At 29.2% G+C, this 21,350-nt stretch carries 23 protein-coding genes; all 23 read right to left on the bottom strand.

All coding sequences use genetic code 11. From position 1 onward, the window contains the following. Nucleotides 1-82 precede the first annotated feature (82 nt). Entirely contained in the window at nucleotides 83-1,441 is a 1,359-nt protein-coding gene (locus LPC13_RS04925; RefSeq protein ID WP_005216127.1) for an LCP family protein, read from the bottom strand. Between the two features lie 28 nt (nucleotides 1,442-1,469). Next, nucleotides 1,470-2,051 (bottom strand): bis(5'-nucleosyl)-tetraphosphatase (symmetrical) YqeK, encoded by a 582-nt coding sequence (yqeK, locus tag LPC13_RS04920; RefSeq protein WP_040420213.1) that lies wholly within the window; start codon nucleotides 2,049-2,051, stop codon nucleotides 1,470-1,472. 1 nt (nucleotide 2,052) lies between these two features. Then, on the bottom strand, nucleotides 2,053-2,661 hold the full coding sequence (gene nadD / locus LPC13_RS04915) for a nicotinate-nucleotide adenylyltransferase (protein ID WP_005216131.1): 609 nt from the start codon (nucleotides 2,659-2,661) through the stop codon (nucleotides 2,053-2,055). Nucleotides 2,662-2,667: 6 nt separating this feature from the next. Further along, nucleotides 2,668-2,970: a ribosome assembly RNA-binding protein YhbY gene (gene yhbY / locus LPC13_RS04910; RefSeq protein ID WP_005216133.1), complete on the bottom strand. Its 303-nt coding sequence runs from the start codon at nucleotides 2,968-2,970 to the stop codon at nucleotides 2,668-2,670. Nucleotides 2,971-2,983: 13 nt separating this feature from the next. After that, a complete protein-coding gene (gene obgE, locus LPC13_RS04905) occupies nucleotides 2,984-4,270 on the bottom strand; it encodes a GTPase ObgE (RefSeq protein WP_005216135.1) in 1,287 nt (428 codons plus the stop codon). Between the two features lie 155 nt (nucleotides 4,271-4,425). After that, nucleotides 4,426-4,725 carry a 50S ribosomal protein L27 gene (gene rpmA, locus LPC13_RS04900; protein ID WP_042399852.1) on the bottom strand — a complete coding sequence of 100 codons (300 nt, stop codon included), beginning with the start codon at nucleotides 4,723-4,725 and terminating at the stop codon, nucleotides 4,426-4,428. A 5-nt stretch (nucleotides 4,726-4,730) separates the two neighbouring features. Then, nucleotides 4,731-5,105 carry a ribosomal-processing cysteine protease Prp gene (locus LPC13_RS04895; protein WP_005216139.1) on the bottom strand — a complete coding sequence of 125 codons (375 nt, stop codon included), beginning with the start codon at nucleotides 5,103-5,105 and terminating at the stop codon, nucleotides 4,731-4,733. Nucleotides 5,106-5,114: 9 nt separating this feature from the next. Further along, a complete protein-coding gene (rplU, locus tag LPC13_RS04890) occupies nucleotides 5,115-5,426 on the bottom strand; it encodes a 50S ribosomal protein L21 (RefSeq protein WP_005216141.1) in 312 nt (103 codons plus the stop codon). Between the two features lie 131 nt (nucleotides 5,427-5,557). Further along, nucleotides 5,558-7,000: a ribonuclease E/G gene (locus LPC13_RS04885; RefSeq protein WP_005216143.1), complete on the bottom strand. Its 1,443-nt coding sequence runs from the start codon at nucleotides 6,998-7,000 to the stop codon at nucleotides 5,558-5,560. A 10-nt stretch (nucleotides 7,001-7,010) separates the two neighbouring features. Continuing rightward, nucleotides 7,011-7,712 carry a TIGR03936 family radical SAM-associated protein gene (locus tag LPC13_RS04880; RefSeq protein WP_005216145.1) on the bottom strand — a complete coding sequence of 234 codons (702 nt, stop codon included), beginning with the start codon at nucleotides 7,710-7,712 and terminating at the stop codon, nucleotides 7,011-7,013. Then, complete coding sequence (locus tag LPC13_RS04875) at nucleotides 7,687-9,555, bottom strand: TIGR03960 family B12-binding radical SAM protein (protein ID WP_234088642.1); 1,869 nt, start codon at nucleotides 9,553-9,555, stop codon at nucleotides 7,687-7,689. The genes LPC13_RS04880 and LPC13_RS04875 overlap by 26 nt, the downstream gene beginning before the upstream one ends. Before the next feature lie 192 nt (nucleotides 9,556-9,747). Next, nucleotides 9,748-10,611 carry a site-2 protease family protein gene (locus LPC13_RS04870; RefSeq protein ID WP_005216150.1) on the bottom strand — a complete coding sequence of 288 codons (864 nt, stop codon included), beginning with the start codon at nucleotides 10,609-10,611 and terminating at the stop codon, nucleotides 9,748-9,750. Nucleotides 10,612-10,671: 60 nt separating this feature from the next. After that, the gene (locus tag LPC13_RS04865; protein ID WP_005216152.1) at nucleotides 10,672-11,070 is read right to left on the bottom strand and encodes a hypothetical protein; all 399 of its coding nucleotides are present in this window, start codon (nucleotides 11,068-11,070) and stop codon (nucleotides 10,672-10,674) included. Nucleotides 11,071-11,202: 132 nt separating this feature from the next. Further along, the gene (gene rodA, locus LPC13_RS04860) at nucleotides 11,203-12,336 is read right to left on the bottom strand and encodes a rod shape-determining protein RodA (protein ID WP_005216154.1); all 1,134 of its coding nucleotides are present in this window, start codon (nucleotides 12,334-12,336) and stop codon (nucleotides 11,203-11,205) included. Nucleotides 12,337-12,645: 309 nt separating this feature from the next. Continuing rightward, nucleotides 12,646-12,915: a cell division topological specificity factor MinE gene (gene minE, locus LPC13_RS04855; protein ID WP_005216155.1), complete on the bottom strand. Its 270-nt coding sequence runs from the start codon at nucleotides 12,913-12,915 to the stop codon at nucleotides 12,646-12,648. A 14-nt stretch (nucleotides 12,916-12,929) separates the two neighbouring features. Next, a complete protein-coding gene (minD, locus tag LPC13_RS04850; protein ID WP_005216157.1) occupies nucleotides 12,930-13,727 on the bottom strand; it encodes a septum site-determining protein MinD in 798 nt (265 codons plus the stop codon). A gap of 18 nt (nucleotides 13,728-13,745) precedes the next feature. Next, complete coding sequence (minC, locus tag LPC13_RS04845; RefSeq protein WP_005216160.1) at nucleotides 13,746-14,396, bottom strand: septum site-determining protein MinC; 651 nt, start codon at nucleotides 14,394-14,396, stop codon at nucleotides 13,746-13,748. 165 nt (nucleotides 14,397-14,561) lie between these two features. Beyond that, entirely contained in the window at nucleotides 14,562-17,534 is a 2,973-nt protein-coding gene (locus LPC13_RS04840) for a penicillin-binding transpeptidase domain-containing protein (protein WP_234088641.1), read from the bottom strand. Continuing rightward, entirely contained in the window at nucleotides 17,534-18,022 is a 489-nt protein-coding gene (mreD, locus tag LPC13_RS04835) for a rod shape-determining protein MreD (RefSeq protein ID WP_195244686.1), read from the bottom strand. The genes LPC13_RS04840 and mreD overlap by 1 nt, the downstream gene beginning before the upstream one ends. 10 nt (nucleotides 18,023-18,032) lie before the next feature. Next, nucleotides 18,033-18,872, bottom strand: a complete 840-nt coding sequence (gene mreC, locus LPC13_RS04830) for a rod shape-determining protein MreC (protein WP_005216170.1) — start codon at nucleotides 18,870-18,872, stop codon at nucleotides 18,033-18,035. Continuing rightward, nucleotides 18,872-19,891, bottom strand: coding sequence for a rod shape-determining protein (locus LPC13_RS04825; RefSeq protein ID WP_005216172.1), 1,020 nt, complete (start codon nucleotides 19,889-19,891; stop codon nucleotides 18,872-18,874). Before LPC13_RS04825 ends, mreC begins: the two co-directional genes overlap by 1 nt. A gap of 17 nt (nucleotides 19,892-19,908) precedes the next feature. After that, nucleotides 19,909-20,598, bottom strand: a complete 690-nt coding sequence (radC, locus tag LPC13_RS04820; RefSeq protein WP_234088640.1) for a RadC family protein — start codon at nucleotides 20,596-20,598, stop codon at nucleotides 19,909-19,911. 39 nt (nucleotides 20,599-20,637) lie between these two features. Beyond that, nucleotides 20,638-21,204 (bottom strand): Maf-like protein, encoded by a 567-nt coding sequence (locus LPC13_RS04815; protein ID WP_195244688.1) that lies wholly within the window; start codon nucleotides 21,202-21,204, stop codon nucleotides 20,638-20,640. Between the last annotated feature and the right edge of the window lie 146 nt (nucleotides 21,205-21,350).

The raw sequence follows: 21,350 nt of genomic DNA, 5'->3' as shown, positions 1-21,350 counted from the left end.
ACAATGAAGGTTTAAACTACACCAATTTGCCATTTGCCATTTGCCATTTACTTTTTATTATTAAAACTTATAATTAATAACGTTATTCAAATACTAAATAGTCTTCTCCAATTATTATAACTGCATCAAAATCTGAATATTCACTATCCTTATTTTTCTTTATATTATTAATTCCTATATCATCTTGTAATAGCTGCTTTAATTCATCATTATTACATAGTATAACTGATTTCTCGGCTTCCTCTCCATTACCTATGCTCATGTTAGAATAACCTAACTCTTCGAGTTCTACTTGTAAATTGCCAGCTAATCCATTAACTCTTGTACCATTCAATATCTTTATTGAATAAACAGCCTTATTAACGGTACTACTATTAGCCCCATTACCATTCTTAAGTATATCTATTATATCTTGATTATACTCTTGTTCTACAACTAAGAAATCCTGACCATAAATTCTTTCATCATATCCATATAAAGTGTTCATAGTCATTCCTGTATTAGATAAAACTTTTAATCCATATGAAATAATTTTATCTCCTGGCATATTAGTTCTTACATTTTCTTTAATAGCTTTTAATATATTAGGTACATCTGTTACTATTAATGGGTTGGTACATTTTTTTATTACTGCTGCTATAAACTTTTGTTGGTTTTTTATTCTTCCTAAGTCTCCATCAGCAAGCCCTGTACCATCATTATTTTGTCTCCATCTAAAGAACTCTTCAGCTTTTTGCCCATCTAACATTACAGTTTCTCCAGCAGTAAAGTTTATATGTAGATCTTGAGCATCATCATCATAATACATGTCTTGATCAATATACATAGGAACTCCACCTATAGCATCAATTAAACTTCTAAATGCATTGTAGTCTATCTCTACTATATAATTAACTGTAATATCTAAAAGCTTTTGAACTTGATATATAACTTCTTTCTCCCCACCTAAAGCATAAGCAGCATTCATCTTCCAATAAGGAACATAATCACCATATGCATCATATGCATCTTCTACTTCAATTAAAGTATCTCTTGGAATAGATACAATATTTATGCTATCTGTTTTAGGATTATAATTTAAAAGCATCATTGTATCAGTTCTTTTTGCTGCAGAATTCTCTATATTTTCTGTATCTCCAATATCCATTCCTAATAATAATATATTAACAGGTTCATTTCCAGATGGTGATACACCTTTAACCATATCATTATTATTTAATGAAAATACAAATGAAAATAAATAAATAGCAACAAACGCTATTAATAATATTGCAGTTATAATAGCTGCAGCTATTGCTCTCTTTATAGTAGCTTTTCTTTTTGCCTTTTTTCTTAATAGTTTTTTTCTTTCAAATTCTTGCCTTGCACTGAACTTTTGTGAAGTTACCTTACGCTTGACTTCCCTAATATTTTCGTTATTATCACCTGTTTTCTTAGCCATTATACCTTCCCCACCTTATACAATAATACTAATTATCAAGTTTATTTTTATTATACAATAAATAATTTCTTGCCTTTATTGTATTGATATCAACTGCATATCCCTTATTTAATAAGTATATTGTTGTGTGAGTTAACGCTTTAATCATGGCTAAATCTAAAGATTTATAGGAAATAGATCTAATCTCATCAATTCCATCAAATTCTCTTGAAGGTTCAATCAAATCAGCTAAATATACTATCTTATCAAGATTACTCATATTTTCTTTTCCAGTAGTATGCCACCTCATAGCACTCAAAATTTCTTCATCATTTATTTTAAATATATTTTTTGCTATAATTGGTCCAGCTATAGAATGCCATATTTCTTTAGTGTTTTCTTCATCTATAGATAAAGTAATATTCTCTTCATCTATAATTTTTCTTAACTGCTCTAAATCCATATTTTTTGCAACATCATGACAAAGAGCTGCAATTTCAGCTTTTTTTTGATCTTCTCCAAAAACCTTTGCCAATTCTACCGCTGTATTTACTACTCCTAAAGTATGATTATATCTACCAACTTTTAAATTTTCCTTTACGTAATCCTTTATTTTATCTATTTCCCACATCTTATTCTCCCTTATACAAAGCATTCTCTTCTATATAATCTTTAACTTCTTTAGATAGGAAAAAATCTACTCTTTTTCCATCCTGAATTCTCTTTCTTATAATAGAAGATGAAATATCTATATCCACAACATCTAATAATGTTATTTTACATTTATACTTATCTTCAAGCTTTTTCTTTTGTTCACTTAATATTTCTTTTGTATATACGCCTCTATTAAAAGCTACAAAAGTACAATTTTTCAATACTTGTTCTGGCTCTCTCCATTTTTCTATATCCATTAAGGAGTCACCACCTGAAATAAAAAATATTTCAGTGTCATAGTATTTATTCTTTAGATATTTCAATGTTTCATAAGTATAGCTATATCCATTTTTATTAACTTCATAATCGCTTATTATAAAATCTTCATAACCATCTATAGCTTTTTTTACCATATTATATCTATACTCAGCATCTATTATTCCATTATTTTTCTTATGTGGTGGATTTCCTGCTGGTATAAAAATAACTTTATCTAAATTCAATTGTTCCTTTGCCTCATAAGCAATATATAAATGTGCCAAATGTATTGGATTAAAAGTTCCACCCATAATACCATATTTCTTCATTGATATTTATTTTTTCCCTTGTGGTAATTCTATCTTAGACTTTTTAGATGATTTTTTATATAAAACTATCTTACTTCCTATAGCTTGAATCCCTTCACAACCTATAGCACTACATATTGCATCAGATGCCTCTCTTGCAGCTAATCCACTATTTTCTAAAACCTTTATCTTTATAAGCTCTCTCGCTTCTAAAGCCTCTTCTAATTGATTTAAGAATGCCTCTTCAATTCCATTTTTCCCGATTTGGAATATTGGATCCATTGTATTTGCAAGCCCTCTTAAATAAGCTCTTTGCTTTCCTGTTATCATATGATTATTCCTCCTATAAAATGTACTCGAATTCGAAGTCATTTAATCTAACCATGTCTCCGTCTTGTACTCCCATTTCTCTTATTTCATCTAATACACCTTTGTTTTTAAGAACCTTATGGAAGTATCTTAATGAATCTGCATCATGTATATTTACAGAAGCAAGTAATCTATCAACAAATGATCCTGTAACAACATAAGTGTCGTATTCTTCGCCTTCTTCAACTTCAATTGTGTATGTGAATCTCTTTTCTTCTTCAACATATCTTTCTTCTTCTGGTATTTCTAAATCCATAAATGGAATTTCTGTTAACATCTTACCTGCTTCTCTAATAACTTCTTCAACCCCAGACTTAGTTGCTGCAGACATCTTAAATACTTTATCAAAACCTAATTCGTTAACCTTTTTCTTAAAATCTTCAAATACTTCTTCATCATAAAGCATATCTGCTTTATTTGCTACTACTATTTGTGGTCTATCCCAAAGTTTTACTGAATACTTTTTAAGTTCTTCATTTATCTTAACGAAATCTTCAAATGCATCTCTTCCTTCGATTCCTGATATATCAACAACATGTATAAGAAGTCTTGTTCTTTCTATATGTCTTAAGAAATCTAATCCTAAACCAACACCTTCAGCAGCTCCTTCTATTATTCCTGGAATATCTGCCATAACGAATGCATTAATTCCTTCAGCCTTAACAACACCTAAGTTTGGCTTTAATGTTGTAAAGTGATAGTTTGCTATCTTTGGCTTAGCAGCTGTAACTGTTGATAATAAAGTTGATTTACCTACATTAGGGAATCCAACTAATCCAACATCAGCAAGTAATTTTAATTCAAGCATTAAAGTTCTTTCTTCTGCTGGCATTCCTGGCTCTGCAAAGTGTGGCGCTTGTCTTGTAGGTGTACAGAACTTACAGTTTCCTTTACCACCTTTACCACCTCTAGCTATAACATATGTATCATCTTTATGAGAAAGATCACATATAACTTTGTTAGTTTCAAAATCTCTAACAATAGTTCCCATTGGAACTCTTATGTATAAATCTTCTCCATCTTTACCATAACATTTTGAACCTTGACCGTTTCCACCAGCCTCAGCTACGAATTTTTTCTTATATTTAAAATCTAAAAGTGTAGTTAATCCAGTATCTACTGTAAAGATAACGCTTCCACCTTTACCACCATCTCCACCATCTGGTCCTCCAAGTGGAACATACTTTTCTCTTCTAAATGTAACTGCACCATTTCCACCTGCACCTGATTTTACTAATATCTTGGCTCTATCTATAAACATAGTTACTTTCCTCCTTGTAACTTCCTAATGTTAAACATAATAATCTATCTTTTATTATTCCTTAACATATATATTTTATAATAGTATATAAAAAAAAGATATTTATTACAAGAATAAAAGCACCCATAGGGTGCTTTTATCTATATAAAATATAATTATTCAGCTATTTCTTCAACGCTTACTGGGTAAACAGAAACTTTTTTCTTGTCTCTTCCCATTCTTTCAAATCTTACGATTCCGTCTTCTTTAGCAAATAGAGTGTCGTCTCCACCCTTACCTACGTTTAGACCTGGGTGAATCTTAGTTCCTCTTTGTCTGTATAGGATGTTTCCAGCTAAAACGAATTCTCCGTCAGCAGCTTTAGCACCTAATCTCTTAGATTCAGAGTCTCTACCATTCTTAGAACTACCTACCCCTTTCTTGTGGGCAAATAATTGAAGGTTCATCATTAACATACTCATTACACCTCCTCGAATTTTATTTTTATATATTTATTCCGTCTATTTTTACCAAAACTAGCTTCTAAGGACATCATTAAACTTTCTAAACTTTTTTCAAATGTTAGTAGTAATACTTGCCCTCTTTCAATATCATCTTTTTTAAGACTTGATAAATTCAGTGATAAAAATCCATCATTTACCTCATACTTTACTGGTAGTTTTAAAACTTCCGTAATACCTATTACAGTACTTTGAGATAAAACTGAAACACTATTACAAATCATGTCATACACATCACCTGTAGCACTTTCAATTTCCTCTCTAGATAAAGCATGCCCTTCAATCTTAAATCCGAGAGATACATGTTTTTGCTTAAATATAATAACCTTAATCATAACTTATAATTAAGCTTCGATTTTTTCGATTACTAATTTAGTGTAAGGTTGTCTGTGACCAGTCTTCTTTCTGTAGTCCTTCTTTGGCTTATACTTGAAAACTGTGATCTTCTTAGCTTTACCTTGAGCTGCTACCTTAGCAACAACTTTAGCTCCTGATACTAATGGAGCTCCAACTGTTAAGTTTTCTCCGTTAGAAACAGCTAAAACTTCAGTTAATTCTACTGTTGATTCAACTTCAGCGTTTAATTTTTCAACGTATATTACGTCTCCTTCTTGAACTCTGTATTGCTTTCCTCCAGTTAATACTACTGCGTACATTAAAAACACCTCCTCTTAAACGGTCTCGCCAATGTAGGTACAAAGATTTAACTTTGTTTTAATAAAACCCGTTATGTGCGGTTTACAAATGACATTTTATCATATAAAACTACATTTTGTAAAGAAATTTATTATACTTTTTCTATTGTTTTTATTTTGTACTTTTGGTAATTTTCTTTTTGATTAGAGAAAATTAATGGTTCAACCCTATATCCTTCTATGTCATGTACAAAATTTAAATAAATTTCTTTATCTAGTCCATCAATGTTTTTCAGAAATCTAACTAAATCGCCTTTTATGTCATCTTCATAATTTTTATCTATTTCTATGTAAAAATCCTTTATAGAATTTTCATTAGAACATTTTATTATTTCATTACTAATAAGAGTTTCTATATAAGATAATTTTAAAAGAAACCCATTGGATTTACATTTTTTACATGGTTCTTCTAAATATTCATAAATAGATTTTCCTGTTCTTTTTCTGCTTATTTGAACTAGATCCAACTCTGTAAATGGAAAAATCTTGACATTTCCTTTGTCTGCTTCTAATGATTTCTTTAGAGTTTTTATTACTGGTAATTTTTGCAATTCATCTCTCATATCGATAAAATCCACCACAATTATTCCACTTAAATTTCTTAATCTAATTTGTCTTCCAACTTCTTTTGCTGCTTCTAAATTTGTTTGATATATAGTTTTATTAAAATCTCTAGCTTTTGTATTTTTCCCACTATTAACATCTATAACATACATAGCTTCTGTTTTATCTATAACTATATATCCACCACAAGGAAGATTAACTTTTTTATGCCTTAATTTAATTATTTCTTTTTCTATACAATAATAATCAAACAAAGTTCTTTTATCTTCATAAAATTTAAACTCAAAGTTTTCCTTACTTTTAACTAAATCTTGAATTATATCTAAGAAATATTTATCATCGCTAATAACCTTAGTTTTTTTATCGTCTAACTCTTCAAAAAATCTATATATTAAACTATTTGATTTAATCTTGCCTATATTTTTTGAATATTTAAGTTTTCTTTCCAAAGCGTCTTTCTTTTCTAATAAAGAATTTAATTCTTCTACTAACTCTTCCTTAGTAGCATTAGCTGCTTCTGTTCTAAAAACTATGCCTATACCCCTAATTGGTTTTATAAATGTAGTCAAGTTTTGTCTATGTTCAAGTTGAGTTATTCTCTTTGATAAAGTTATTCCTTCGTCACCTAAAGTTAAAACCATAAGTTTTCCTAAAATTGACACTTTATTACTAACCTTTGCTCCCTTGTTTCCTAAAGGCTCTTTTAGAACTTCAACTAATAACTCCTCACCTTTTTTTATTCCTCTTCTTTTTAGCTCATCGCTATAATACATATAAGCTTCTTTTTCTAATCCTATATCTAAAAATATAGAGTTAATTCCTGGAATAATATTCTTAACCCTAGCTTTATATATTTCTCCAATTTGAGGACTAGTAGAATCCTCATGTGCAAAACATTCTACTAGTTCATCATTTTCTTTTAATGCAATTCTTAAGAGATTTTGCCTCTTCTCAACAAAAACTTCTCTCATATTTTACTACCTAAATTCCTTTGTATAAAGGAAAATATTTATTATTTTTTAATATATACATTTCTTCTCTTTTTATATTAACAAAAGCCTCTGGGTTTATTTCTGAAACTTTTCCCTTTAAGTAAGTAACTAAAAGATCAGCTGAAAGATTTTCTCTACTTCCTGTAGCTATTAATGTATTTAATATTAACTCATTATCTTTTATCCAATATTTAAATTCTTTAACAAAAGGTTTAATATCAGTAAGCTTTTCACCCTTTTTAGTTTTTTTAACTATTTCCCAAACTTTTTCATTAAGAGTAGTATTCATTTCTTCTTCAACTTTTGAAGTTCCATTTAACTTTATCTTAATTATATATCTAGCACCATCTAAAAGAGCCATTGCTTGTGGTAATCTTTTAACATTTTCAACTATTTCTACTGCATTTGCATGTAAGAATTTAATTGTAGGAGGCGCACTTTCATTTAACTTTTCTATTACCTCTCCTACTCCAAGAGATTCAGTTAAAACTAAATCTAAGTATTCTCCATCTGAATAAACACCAACAGAAAGTGGTTGTGCTATTGATAATGCCATATGTGGATTAAATCCTTTTGAATATTCAACTGGTAATCCTGATCTTTTTATTATTCTTTGAATAGTTCTCATTAAATCTAAATGTCCAATAAATTTAATTTCTTCACCCTTAGAAAACTTGATTACGTATCGCACCTTCAAAACACTTCCCTTCTTTAAAGTTTACATTTATACCACAACCTGTACATCCTTCTAGGCAGTTTCTTGTAAGCTCAGCTTTCTTAGCCTTTTCATTTTCTCTTTCAAGATATTTTCTATTAACACCAATATCAATGAAATCCCATGGAAGTACTTCATCATATGTTCTTTCTCTATATACATAGAACTCTGGATCTAAATTACATTCCTCCATAGATTCTTTCCATATATCCATATTAAAGTACTCTGACCAACCGTCAAATTTAGCGCCTTTTTCAAATGCTCTAATTAAAGCATCACAAGTTCTTCTATCTCCTCTTGCAAATACAGCCTCCATAAATGAAGTCTCTTGTTCATGGTAGTTAAATACTATACTTCTTGATTTTATTGCACCCTTAACAGCACCAATTCTTTCATAAACCACTTCTGGTCTTTCCATTGGAGCCCATTGGAATGGTGTAAATGGCTTTGGAACTAATATTGATGCACTAACAGTAATTTTTAGTCCCTTGCTTCTCTTATCCTTTGGAATACTAAAGTAAACATCTGCCATTTTTTCTGCTAATTCACCAATTCCAGCAGCATCTTCTGTTGTCTCATAAGGAAGCCCTATCATAAAGTATAACTTAATAGTACTCCATCCTGATTCAAAAGCACTTTTAGCTGCTTCTAGAATTCTATCTTCTGTTAACCCCTTATTTATTATGTCTCTCATTCTTTGAGAACCTGCTTCTGGTGCAAAAGTTAAACCTGTCTTTCTAACCTTTTGAATTTCTTTTATTAAATCAACAGAAAAGGCATCTACTCTTATTGATGGAAGAGCTATACCTACTTTATTTTGCTCATGCTCTAAAACTAGGCTAGATATTAAATTTTGAATATTAGAATAATCACAAATACTTAAAGATGCTAATGATACCTCATTATATCCAGTAGCCTTTAATGCCTTTCTTGCTTGTTCTAATAATGTATTAGTAGTCTTTTCTCTAACTGGTCTATAAATCATACCTGCTTGGCAGAATCTACAACCATTTGTACATCCTCTAGCAGTTTCTAAAACAACTCTATCATGAACTATTTCAGTATAAGGAACTATCATTTCATCTGGGAATGCTACTGAATCAAAATCATTAACTATTCTCTTTTTAACCTTTGCAGGTACATCATCATACTTTGGTTTAAATTCTTTTATTGTGCCATCCTCATTATAAGTAACATCATAAAGACTTGGAACATAAATTCCACCTATCTTTGATATTTCTCTTAAAAATTCTTTTTTATTAAAAGTGCCTGCTTCTTTATGTCTTGCGTAAACCTCTAAGACATCATTCATCATTTCTTCACCTTCACCAATTTCGAAGAAATCAACAATATCATATAAAGGTTCTGGATTATATGCACAAGGGCCACCAGCCATAATTATCGGAGCATCTTCTCCTCTTTCACTTGCTCTTATAGCTATTCCTGACATATCAAGCATATTTAATATGTTTGTATAACTCATTTCATATTGAAGAGTAAATCCTAACATATCAAACTTATCTAATGAAGTTTTAGTTTCTAATGTAAATAGTTTTATGTCATTTTCTCTCATTAATGCTTCCATATCTGGCCATGGTGCAAAAACTCTTTCACAATATGTATCTTTTCTTTCATTTATAGTATGATATAAAATTCTTGTTCCTAAGTGAGACATACCAACTTCATATACATCTGGGAAACAAAATGCAAATCTTATATTAACATCCTCTGGATTTTTTATAACTTGATTTAATTCACCACCAACATATCTAGATGGTTTTTCTACCTTACATAAAATATCATCAGTTATTTTATTCATAAGTACCCTCCTTTTAATCAGTTTGGATCTTGTAGTGTAGAGTTTCAAGCATAGGAATAAAGTCAGCAAAGCTGACTTTATAAATATATTTTAGAAACCCAATAAGAGTTACCTAGTTGAACTCTTAACTCCTCACTTCTAATTCCTAACTATTCTTATGATATTCTAGCATACTAAACATCTAAAAGTAAACTAAATGCTTTTACCAAGTCTTTTCTTGCTATACTCTTCTAAGCTAATATTTCCATATACTTTTAATGCTTCAATAAGCTCATCTTCATGCATTATAAATAAAAGTTTTAAATCATCATTTAATACATAAAATGTATTAAATCTATTTTTATCTATTATACTCATTAAATTAACTAAACCTTGTTTATAATATACTGAAATAATTCTATTATCTAAATACTTATTTCTTATTAGTTTATTCCTTTTCATAAATATATTCCCCATTAATATATAAGTGCTTGTTTTTTGCTGAGAATACGTTATATACCATATTAATATTCCCGAAATTAATAAGCTTAAATTTATTTCACCTACTTTTAAAATGAAAAGAAAAAATAAAATTATAAAGCATAATCCAAAAGCATAGCTAACCTGTGACATTATACTTTGAACCTTTTTGTAAAACATCTTATTAGACAGTATTATTTCTAAAATTCTTGCTCCATCTAATGGATATGCAGGAATCATATTAAATAAAAATAATCCTAAATTTATTAATATAAATTCACTAACTATATTGCTATCAACAAAAAAATTTATACAAAAAAACATTCCTGATATAAACAAATTAATTGCAGGGCCAGCAATGTATATTTTTATTTTATCTTTATCTAATAATTCATCCAAATTTGATAATTTTACTCGTGTTCCATATATATGAACTTGAAATTTACTAAACTGACTTCCCTTCCAATTAGCTACAATAATATGACAAATCTCATGTATAAAAATACTAATAAACGCTCTAATTGTATGTTTATTCATACTAAATAAAACTGCTAATAATAATAATTCTGCTACAAATAACCGCTTTCCTCTTTTCATCAATCTCACCTTAAAAAGTGCTATATTAATCTATTCACATATAAACTTTAATCCTCACTTTTACAAATTTATTTTATTTCCATTTATTTTCAACTTTATGTATTCATTAATCTTTTTTATTGTAGAGAATGCATCAATATCAATATTTTCACCACTTTCCTCATAGACATTACTATTCATTACAGCCTTTATATTGTTATAGCTTTCTGTAGCTTCTTCACTTGAAGAATATTTTAAATAAAATACAGTCATTATCATTACTAAAACAACTACTAATTGATAAATAAAAATATTTATCATGCTAGAAAAAAAGCCTTCCTTCTTATTAATCCTTTTACCGCTATTACCATACACACTTTCAAAATTACTTCTATTATAGACAGCAGACCTTTTATCTTTTACATTTGTATGTCTTAAGTTTTCATAATAATTTTTATATTCTCTACTATAATTTCTCATTTCTCCTCCTAAAAAAATTGCTTATTATATTGTATTTTTAACAATATCAAATTAGAACTTTCTAATGATTTTATCTCTAAGTTAAAAGGACATAAAAAAATAGATGTGTAAACTAACTTACACATCTATTTTTTAGAAACTTATCTTTTTTCTTCTCATTCCTATATTAAGCACTAATCCAAGTGATACAATTGTTGTTAAAAGGGAACTTCCACCATAACTAACTAATGGTAGTGTTATTCCTGTTATAGGCATAAGCCCAATAGTCATACCTATGTTTTGCCAAATAGCAAATAAAAAATATGCTACCATACCTATGGATACAATTCTCCCAAAAAGATCTTTTGCTGTTCTTGCAATATTAATCATTCTTGATATTAATAAAGCATAAAAGCTTAATAAAAATATTGCTCCTAATGTTCCCCATTGTTCTGATATTTGTGCAAATATAAAATCAGTTTCAACTTCTGGTACATTTTGTGATGCATATCCACCTGTTTTATCATTTGCTAAACTATTATGAGCTCCCCAAAATCCGCCTGATCCAATTCCTATAAGCGATTGTCTTAAATGATATCCGCTACTTGAACTATCCAGCTCCGGATTCATAAATGAGGTAATTCTTGTCTTTTGATAATCTTGTATAAGACTAGAATTCCATAATAACACTATTCCTAAAAGTAATGCTCCTAGCCCTCCAAGTATAACCCTTTTATCTAATCCACCTATAAAAAATACTCCTAAAACCATGAAAAATAAAACCATTGTCATTCCCATATCTGGTTGTATAACTATAAGACCAGCTGGAATTATTGCATAAATTGCTAATATACAGAAGTTTTTAAAATTATTTATATCACCATCTAAATCTTCAAGTTTTTTACCCATCATCATAATTGTTCCTATTTTAGCAAGCTCTGCTGGTTGGAACGAAAGCGGTCCCAATGATATCCATCCTTGAGCACCATTTACTGTTTTTCCTATTACCAAAACAAGTACTAATAAAGCAATAGACCCCCAATAAAACAAAGGCGTAAATCCTTTAATTATAGTATAATCTAATGCAATAACAAAATATAAAACAACTAATGATAAAATAAAGAATGCTCCTTGCTTTTTCAAATAAACTAAATCATAGTGAGCTTTAGTTGCTAAATATATGTTTAGTATTCCAAATATAGTAATAACTATTATTGATATAAGCATCCATTTATCTATTTCTTTTAATTTTTTAAAATCTATCTTAAAATTTGATAAAGGTATCATTGTCTCATCTCCTTAAATTTTACTTAATCATTATATCTTATTTCAACTTTTTTCACCATAAATAATTAAAATACTCTAATAAAATTCAGAAAAACTTAATATTTTAATCAACTAAATATTTTTTTATATCAACTTTAAATTCAAGTAATTTTGTTAGATGAAATCATTTTTTAATATCCTATATTCAATATTTTTGCCCCTATATCTTTATTATATTAACTTAATCTCCATAATATAAAAAAGCCTGCATCAAAATTAAATATAAATAAATTATTTACACTTCTTATTTTGATACAAACTTCTTATATCTTACCTTCCCTTTACATTTTTTATAGGGATATTTGCTATAAGTGAAGGTCCACCCTCTCCTTCAATACTATCACTTCTATTTAATGAAATTTCTACATCATTAGCATCAATTTCTATATATTTAGAAATAACCTGTAATATCTCTTCTCTTATCTTATCTAAAGTATCTGGGGTTAAATCTCCTCTATCATGAATAAGTATTAACTTTAATCTATCTTTAGCAACTTCTTTTGGTGTAACTTTACTTGAAAATACCCTTAATAAATCCATTTCCCATATTCCCCCTAGCTTTTCTTAAACATTCTTTTTATTGCTGAAAAAAGTCCTGTTGATTCTGATCCCAATTTTAATAATGGAACTTCTTCTCCTGTAATTCTTCTTGCAACATTTCTAAATGCTTGACCTGACATAGATTTGTCATCTAAAGCAATAGGTTCTCCTTTGTTAGTTGAAACTGTGATATTTTTATCATCAGGAACTACTCCTAAAAGTTTAACAGATAAGGTTTCTATAATATCTGATACGTCAAGCATATCCCCTCTTCTAGTCATCTCATAATTTAATCTATTAACGATAACTGCATGATCTTCCAATCCCTTTGCATCTAGCTTTCCAATTACTCTATCTGCATCTCTAACTGATGTTATTTCTGGATTAACAACAACTATAGCTCTATCAGCACCTACTACTGAATTTTCAAATCCTTGCTCTATACCAGCTGGCGAGTCAATTAATACATAATCAAAGTCTTCCTTTAGTTTATTTACCAACTCAAACATATCTTGTGCTCTAATATCATCTTTATCTTTGGTTTGAGCTGTTGGTAAAAGACATAAATTTGAATATCTTTTATCCTTTATTAAAGCCTGCTTTAATCTGCATCTATTTTCAATAACATCTATAATTGTATAGACTATTCTGTTTTCCAATCCCATAAGAACGTCAAGGTTTCTAAGACCAGTATCTCCATCAACCACTACAACCTTTTTCCCTAGCTTAGCTAAAGATGTTCCTAAATTTGCAGTCGTTGTAGTTTTACCAACTCCACCTTTACCTGATGTAATAACTATCGAAACTCCCATGTAAATCCCTCCACTTTTTTAATAAATATATTTATTAGGTAAATATGGTTCTACTACTATATAACCATCCTTTATTTTAGCAACCTCTGGATAAGATGGCTTTATACCATCATCTGGTGATAGTGTTAATATATCAGAAATTTGCATTAATTCTGGCTGCATCAAAAATGCGGCTATTATAGATTTTTTATTTCCACCTGTACCAGCTCGCACTTGTCCCTTTATACTACCTAATACTATAATATTTCCACCTGCTTTTATTTCCGCACCACTATTAACATCACCTATAATAATAATATTACCTGGATATTCAATGCATTGACCACCTCGTACTGTTTTTTTGATAAATTTTGTTTTTCCTTCATTAATACCATTAAAAATCCTACTACTATTATTACTTTTATTAAATTCATTAATATCATCAAAAACACAATCTCTTACATTTATTTTTTCACATATTTCATCTTTTAATTTTGCTATATCACTATCTGTAACATTCTTAAAATTTGATGTGATTTTTATTATAGAGTTACTATAAAAGGCCTTTCCTTTTTCTAAGGTACATATTACACCTTCTATTACAGCATCAAAAGTTGGAAATTTTTCTATGTCTATTATAACATTAACTCCATCTTTATTCCCTCTAATTTGTATCCTATTATCATTCATTGGTTACCCTCCACCAATTTTTAACTCAATGTAATTATACCCCTAATTATATCATATATCTACACTTAGTAACATATTTCATTAAAAAGTAATGTAAGTTTTTACAAAAAAAGCACTTATTTTACTATACCACAATTTGTTCTAGTAAATAAGTGCCTTTATACTTTATTGTTCTATATTATTTGTTTCTGTATTAGTATTTTGATTATTAGTGTCTTGTTTATTTGCTTCTACATTGCTTTCTTCTGTTTCTTTATTATCTGCTGGTGCATTTACAACATACTTTTGGAAACTTGAAGATGTTGACGCATAATTAGGATTAATTTTTAATAACTCATCTTTAAAATACGCCTCATATATAGCTTTATGAACAGTAGCTCCTGAGCTTCCCTTATTACCATCATAAAGAGTTGAAAAAATAGCTATCTTAGGGTTATCCATAGGAGCAAAGCTTATATAGTTACCGTGAGGCCTTCTTCCTATTTCAGTATAATGCTCCTCAGTACTAAAATCGGCCGTACCTGTTTTACCTACAACTTCTATAGGAAAATTACCAAAGCATTCATACGCTAAACCGTTATTAACGTATGTATTAACTTTTCTCATACCTTCTTTTACAGCCTGTAAATATTCTTCTGGAATATCTAACTCATCTACAACTTCTGGTTTAAACTCATGTAACACTTCTCCTGTAGGAGATGTTATTTTATCAACTATAGAAACCTTATATCTAGTTCCTCCTGATGCTAACGTTGCAACATAATTAGCTAATTGAAGCGGAGTAAAGTTATTCATAGATTGACCTATTGCATCAGTTACCGCTTGAGATGGTCCTTTAATTTCAGTAGTCATACTAAAAATAGTATAATCAGCTATTATAGTTGAAATAATGTCTGCTTGATCTTCTATAGTAACCTTGGTATTATTAGCTTTTTCATAATTAGCTATGCTTTTTTTATACTCTTCTGATGTATTCATTATACTTAATACATCATTTTCAATATATTCCTTAAAGGCAACATCATCATCAACTTCTTCACTTGTTCCAACTTTTTCCAATGTCGAATTAATTTTCTCTTTTAAGCTAGATTTTAAATTCTTTAATTCATCAGTATCCGTATCTTTATAACCGATATCAAATGGAACGAAATAATATGCTCCATACTTTCCACTTTCTAAATAATCTACTAAAGTGAACATATGACTTCCTAAAACGGCATTTTTCCATGAAGTAAAGTTATATGTTTGACCAAAATCTTCATATATTTCTATTCCTGTAGAAGGATTTTTCCCTTGTTCAACTCCTAGCCCAAATTTCCATGCATAATGAGCTAATGTATTTAATCCCTCTATCTCGGAACCTGTCTCTTCAACCCCTTTTAAATACAGTCTAAGTCCTGTTTCATAGAAAAAGTAGTTAGATGAAAATTGAAGAGCCTCTTTTACTGTAATTACTCCATTAGCACTTCCTTGGAAGTTTTTAACTGTAAGTCCCGCTCCACTCCAAGTACCAACGTCATTCATTGTTTCATTTACTGTTATAACGCCTTCCATTAAACCAGCTATTGATGTAAGTGGTTTAAATACTGAACCTGGTTGTAAAGTACCTTGAGTCGCATAATTAAATAATGGTTTTGGATATATATCATAGATATCTTCTCTGATTCCACTTTCATTTTTAGGGAATAATTCATCTAAACTCATTGTTGCCCCAGTATCTTTTATATGTTGTAATCCAAAAGCCTCTAAGTTCGGTGAAAAATACTTTTCATATAATTCATCACTTAATTGCCCAGAAATAGCAAAATCATTTGGATTAAAATCCGGATAACTAGCCATAGCTAACACTCTTCCAGTTCCAACCTCAATAGCTACAACAGCACCTCTTGTTGCACTTTTTTGTCCATCTTCATTTCTAACACGTTCAAGTGTATCTTTTAGTGCTTCTTGAGCTGCATATTGAACATCTTTATCAATTGTTAAATATACATTGTTTCCTGGATAAGACTCTAGCTTAAACAACTCTTCAGTTGCTCTACCTTGTGAATTAACTTTTACAGTTGTTCCACCTTTATTTCCTTTTAATTGATCTTCTAAAGCAGCTTCTATACCTGAAGTACCTATTAAATCTGTAGATATATCATATCCTCTTAACTCATAGCTTTCTGCCTCAGAGCTATTTATAGATGAAACGTATCCAATTACTGATGATGCCAAATTATTGTAAGGATATGTTCTAACTGGTTGTAAACTAACATCTATTCCTGGTAAATCACTTAATCTTTGGTATATTATAAATGAAGTATCTCTCTTTATATTATTAGCTATTGTAACAGCCTTATATCCCTCATAACTTTTCATTTTAATAGCATCTTTTACAACAACATACTTTCTAATATCTTCTATAGAATATCCATTACTAACAATGTCATTAAATATTAATTCTCCAATTTCATATGAGGTTAACTTGCTACCACTATTGTTATATTTTTTATATAAAGTATTATATTCATCAATTGTATATCCATCTGGTAATAATAATTCAAACAAATCATATTGATTTATCAAATAATAAAAGGTTTCTTCCGGTGTTATTGCTAAAAGTTTTTCATTAACCTTTTCTATTTCCGCATCGGTTAAATCTCCAGATTTATCTTTATACAGTTCATTTTCTATACTTTCATTCATTCCTCTATCACGCTTAAATCTTATCTCTGATGATTTTTTTGCATCCTCACTTGATACTTTAAAATCAAAATAGAATTCGCCTTCTGAGTTTATTTTTAAAGATAAATCATCATTAAAACTCTCATTATTTTCTTTAAGTATATTAAACACTTTTGCCATAGTGCTATAAAAGGCCTCTGTTGCTTCTTCTGCTTCCATATAAGTTAATACATATGTCTGTGTATTACTTGCTAAAATATTTCCATCACTATCATATATAATTCCTCTTGGTGCATTTTCAGCAATAAATCTAGTTGAACTAACATCAGCTTTTTCCTTATATTCATCGTATTTATATACTTGAAGGAATAACAATCTGAATACTATAGTACCTAAAATTATAAACATTATTATATATAAAATTGTGTACCTTACATCTCCCTTATCCTTTTTAGGCTTATTTACTATCATTAAAACCTCCATGTATCCCTAGCAATATATTTATCTAAAGTAGTTAAAATTAACTTATAAAATAACATCATACATATTGAATTCATAATACTAGATAATAATGCACTTCTTAAATCAATACTTAATGAGAAAATTTTAAATATTATCGCTACCCCTAATACTTTTAATATTGATATCCCCAAAGCAGTTGCTATTGGAATTAATCTATTTTCTTTAAATATATTCTTTCCAACCTTTGCTGCTAATACACATAAAAGCATATTCAAAAGCAAATTTACCCCAAATCCTTTAAAAAAGAAAATATCTTGTAAAAGTCCACTTACAATACCTATAAATATTGCTTCTTCACTTCCACAAATTATAGAATATGCAATTGCAAATACAAATAAAAGGCTCGGAAATACTCCATTTATAGAATAATATGGTAATATAGTGTTATCTATAACTAGTAAGCATATTGATATTAATATTAATATTAACCTTTTCATAAATTAACCTCTAATCATATTTTACTTTTTCTTTTGGAATAATTATAACTAATTCCTCTAATTTATTAAAATCAACATATGGCTTTACTACAGCACTCTTCATAACTTTTACATTATCTGTTTCAACTGATATTACTTCCCCAATTCTAATCTCCTTAGGGTACATACGTCCAAGTCCTGATGTTAAAATAACATCACCTTCTTTTATTTCTGAATCAATAGGAAGGTTTGTTAACGAAATTAGATTCCTGTTTTTTCCATCACCAATTCCTTTTATAATTCCCGTAGACTCTCTTGTACTTTCAACCATAGCTGCAACAGCAATATTTTCATTTAATATAGTTTGCATTATTGAAAAGTTCTCTTCTGATCTAGTTATTTTTCCAACTAACCCTTGTGAACTAATTATAACCATATCTTTTTCTACACCGTCTTTAGTTCCCTTATCTATAAGGTATCCATTTGAAATATTTCCACCACTATATCCAATTATATTACATCCTAGATAATCGTAGTTTTTATTAGCATTTGCATAATTTAATATTTCTCTTAATTTATCGTTCTCTTCTTTTAACCTATTATACTCAACTAATTTATTCTCTAACTCTGCATTTTCTGAAATAAGAGCATCATTTTCTTCTTTTACATTTTTAAAATTCACAAAAAAATCAAATGAATTTTTAAGTTTATCATTTACTGAATAAATAATTCTTTGAAGAGGACTTATTATTGTCCCAACACCACTAGATATACTATTTGAATCTTTTTTAAGACTAAACATAATTACGCCTAAAAAGGCAACTGACAGTACCACAATAGTTACTGCCAGTTTGTTTTTAAAAGGTTTCATTATTGACCTCTTTGAGTTTTGCTTAATTCATCAAAATTATCTAGAGCTTTTCCTGCTCCTAAAACAACACAATCTAATGGTGACTCAGCAATATGAACAGGCATATTAGTTTCCTTATTAATTAATTGATCTAGGCCTTTTAACATAGCTCCACCACCTGCTAACATTATTCCTTTTTCCATTATATCAGCTGATAATTCTGGTGGTGTTTTTTCTAGTGTAGTTTTTATTGATTCAATAATTGCATATACAGGTTCTTTTAATGCTTCTCTTATTTGATCTTCTGTTATAGTAACTATTTTAGGAAGCCCTGTTATCATATCTCTTCCCTTAATATCCATACTTGCTTCTTCTTCATCTATTTTATAAGCTGAACCTAATTCCATTTTTATTTGCTCTGCTGTTCTCTCACCAATCATTAAGTTAAATTCTTTTTTAACATAAGCTATAATAGATTGATCTAATTCATCACCAGCAACTCTTAAAGATTTGCTTGTTACTATTCCTCCTAAAGAAATAATAGCAACTTCTGTAGTTCCTCCACCAATATCAACTATCATGCTTCCTGTTGGCTCTCCAACTGGAAGTCCTGCACCTATAGCTGCTGCCATTGGCTCTTCCATTAAAACTACATCTCTAGCTCCAGCAAATTTTGCAGCTTCTTCTATAGCTCTTCTTTCAACTTCTGTTACTCCTGATGGATAACATACTATTATTCTTGGACTAGTAAAAGCACTTTTGCTTGTAACTTTCTCTATTAATTTTTTTAACATAGTTTGAGCAACATCAAAATCAGCTATAACTCCATCTTTAAGTGGTCTTATTGCCACAATATTTCCTGGTGTTCTACCTATCATTAACTTTGCTTCTTGACCAACTGCTAATGGTCTTTTTGTATTACTATTTATAGCTACAACTGAAGGTTCACTTAATACTATTCCTTTTCCTTTTACGAAAACAAGCGTATTAGCTGTTCCTAAATCTATTCCCATATCTTTGTTACTACTGAAAAATCCCATGTGAATTCCCCTTTCGATTATATAATTCCTTTTTCTTTTAAACTGACATATTTATTATTTCCAATTATAATGTGATCTAACACTTCAATTCCCATTATCTTTCCACATTCTTTTAGTCTAATTGTTATATTTATATCTTCCTTACTCGGACTTGGGTCACCAGAAGGATGATTATGACATACTATAATACTTGCGCTCCCCATCGAAACTGCTTCCTTAAAAACCTCTCTTGGATGAACTATTGATGAATTTAAAGTTCCCTTGAAAACATCTTTTGTAGCAATAATAATATTCTTAGTATTCAACAATATAATTTTAAATATTTCTTGATTTAAATTACTCATCTCATTTATTAATAAAGATGAGATATCTTTAGGCGACGTTACCTTAAAGCTATCATTAATAGATTTTAAAGTCTTAAATCTATTAAACAACTCTGTCATTGCTATTATTTGACAAGCTTTAACTTTTTTAATACCTTTTATTTTATTTGCTTCATCATAACTTATATTTAAAAGTCCGTCTAATCCTTTAAGCTCAGCAATAATCCTACTACTGAGATTTATAACATTTTCACCCTTTGTACCTGTCCTTAATAATATGGCTAATAGTTCCGCATCACTTAAACTTTTCACTCCAAATTTAAGTAATTTTTCTATTGGTCTTTCATTTAATGGTATATCATTTACTCTTATATTTTCTGGCATAAAAACTCCTTAAAGTAAATTTATACCCACCCCTCATTGTTATGTAATATCTTTTAGAATTTTGTTAAGTAAATTTAACGGTAAACCAACTACATTATAATAACAACCATTTATCTTCTCAACAAAAACTCCGCCAAAGCCTTGTATTCCATAGGCTCCTGCTTTATCTAAACATTCTCCTGTTTCTATGTATCTATGTATTTCTTCGTCTGTTAATTTTGAAAAGTAAACTTCTGTATAAAGACTTTTACTTTCCATAATTCCCGTAGAAGTATTAATAACAGTAACACCAGAATATACTCTATGGACATTATCACTTAAAAGTTTAAGCATTTCCATAGCCTCTTCTTCATCTCTTGGTTTTCCTAGTATTTTATCATTAATAACTACTATAGTATCTGCTGCTATAATAACACAGTCTTCACTGACCTTAGATTCTATGTCTTTAGCTTTTCCTTTTGATAAAGTCTTAACGTATAAATCTACATCACCATTAAAACTTATTTTTTCTTCATCAAAATTGCTAACCCTTACTTCAAAGTCATCTACTATTCTAGCTAGTAATTCTTTTCTTCTCTCTGAAGCGGATGCTAATATAACTTTCAAACTATCACATCCTACAACATTTATTTTTTATTATTCCCAATTTTATATCAGTCTTACACTTAACTTTAAATTTTAATTAATAACAAAATAAAAAAAGAGGTAAATGCTTCCTGTCACCTATCTTTTTTCTAATATAGTTTAACACT

Origin of the sequence: Clostridium celatum, from assembly GCF_021412605.1 — a bacterium.
Classification (GTDB): Bacteria; Bacillota; Clostridia; order Clostridiales; family Clostridiaceae; genus Clostridium; species Clostridium celatum.
Note: the sequence above shows the minus strand (reverse complement) of the source record. Positions and strands in the feature narration are given on the sequence as shown.

Excerpts from the sequence above, each read along its gene's own strand:
- LPC13_RS04925 (WP_005216127.1), bottom strand. The coding sequence starts at position 1,441 with ATGGCTAAGAAAACAGGTGATAATAACGAAAATATTAGGGAAGTCAAG.
- yqeK (WP_040420213.1), bottom strand. The coding sequence starts at position 2,051 with ATGTGGGAAATAGATAAAATAAAGGATTACGTAAAGGAAAATTTAAAA.
- nadD (WP_005216131.1), bottom strand. The coding sequence starts at position 2,661 with ATGAAGAAATATGGTATTATGGGTGGAACTTTTAATCCAATACATTTG.
- yhbY (WP_005216133.1), bottom strand. The coding sequence starts at position 2,970 with ATGATAACAGGAAAGCAAAGAGCTTATTTAAGAGGGCTTGCAAATACA.
- obgE (WP_005216135.1), bottom strand. The coding sequence starts at position 4,270 with ATGTTTATAGATAGAGCCAAGATATTAGTAAAATCAGGTGCAGGTGGA.
- rpmA (WP_042399852.1), bottom strand. The coding sequence starts at position 4,725 with ATGTTAATGATGAACCTTCAATTATTTGCCCACAAGAAAGGGGTAGGT.
- LPC13_RS04895 (WP_005216139.1), bottom strand. The coding sequence starts at position 5,105 with ATGATTAAGGTTATTATATTTAAGCAAAAACATGTATCTCTCGGATTT.
- rplU (WP_005216141.1), bottom strand. The coding sequence starts at position 5,426 with ATGTACGCAGTAGTATTAACTGGAGGAAAGCAATACAGAGTTCAAGAA.
- LPC13_RS04885 (WP_005216143.1), bottom strand. The coding sequence starts at position 7,000 with ATGAGAGAAGTTTTTGTTGAGAAGAGGCAAAATCTCTTAAGAATTGCA.
- LPC13_RS04875 (WP_234088642.1), bottom strand. The coding sequence starts at position 9,555 with ATGAATAAAATAACTGATGATATTTTATGTAAGGTAGAAAAACCATCT.
- LPC13_RS04870 (WP_005216150.1), bottom strand. The coding sequence starts at position 10,611 with ATGAAAAGAGGAAAGCGGTTATTTGTAGCAGAATTATTATTATTAGCA.
- LPC13_RS04865 (WP_005216152.1), bottom strand. The coding sequence starts at position 11,070 with ATGAGAAATTATAGTAGAGAATATAAAAATTATTATGAAAACTTAAGA.
- rodA (WP_005216154.1), bottom strand. The coding sequence starts at position 12,336 with ATGATACCTTTATCAAATTTTAAGATAGATTTTAAAAAATTAAAAGAA.
- minE (WP_005216155.1), bottom strand. The coding sequence starts at position 12,915 with ATGGATTTATTAAGGGTATTTTCAAGTAAAGTTACACCAAAAGAAGTT.
- minD (WP_005216157.1), bottom strand. The coding sequence starts at position 13,727 with ATGGGAGTTTCGATAGTTATTACATCAGGTAAAGGTGGAGTTGGTAAA.
- minC (WP_005216160.1), bottom strand. The coding sequence starts at position 14,396 with ATGAATGATAATAGGATACAAATTAGAGGGAATAAAGATGGAGTTAAT.
- LPC13_RS04840 (WP_234088641.1), bottom strand. The coding sequence starts at position 17,534 with ATGATAGTAAATAAGCCTAAAAAGGATAAGGGAGATGTAAGGTACACA.
- mreD (WP_195244686.1), bottom strand. The coding sequence starts at position 18,022 with ATGAAAAGGTTAATATTAATATTAATATCAATATGCTTACTAGTTATA.
- mreC (WP_005216170.1), bottom strand. The coding sequence starts at position 18,872 with ATGAAACCTTTTAAAAACAAACTGGCAGTAACTATTGTGGTACTGTCA.
- LPC13_RS04825 (WP_005216172.1), bottom strand. The coding sequence starts at position 19,891 with ATGGGATTTTTCAGTAGTAACAAAGATATGGGAATAGATTTAGGAACA.
- radC (WP_234088640.1), bottom strand. The coding sequence starts at position 20,598 with ATGCCAGAAAATATAAGAGTAAATGATATACCATTAAATGAAAGACCA.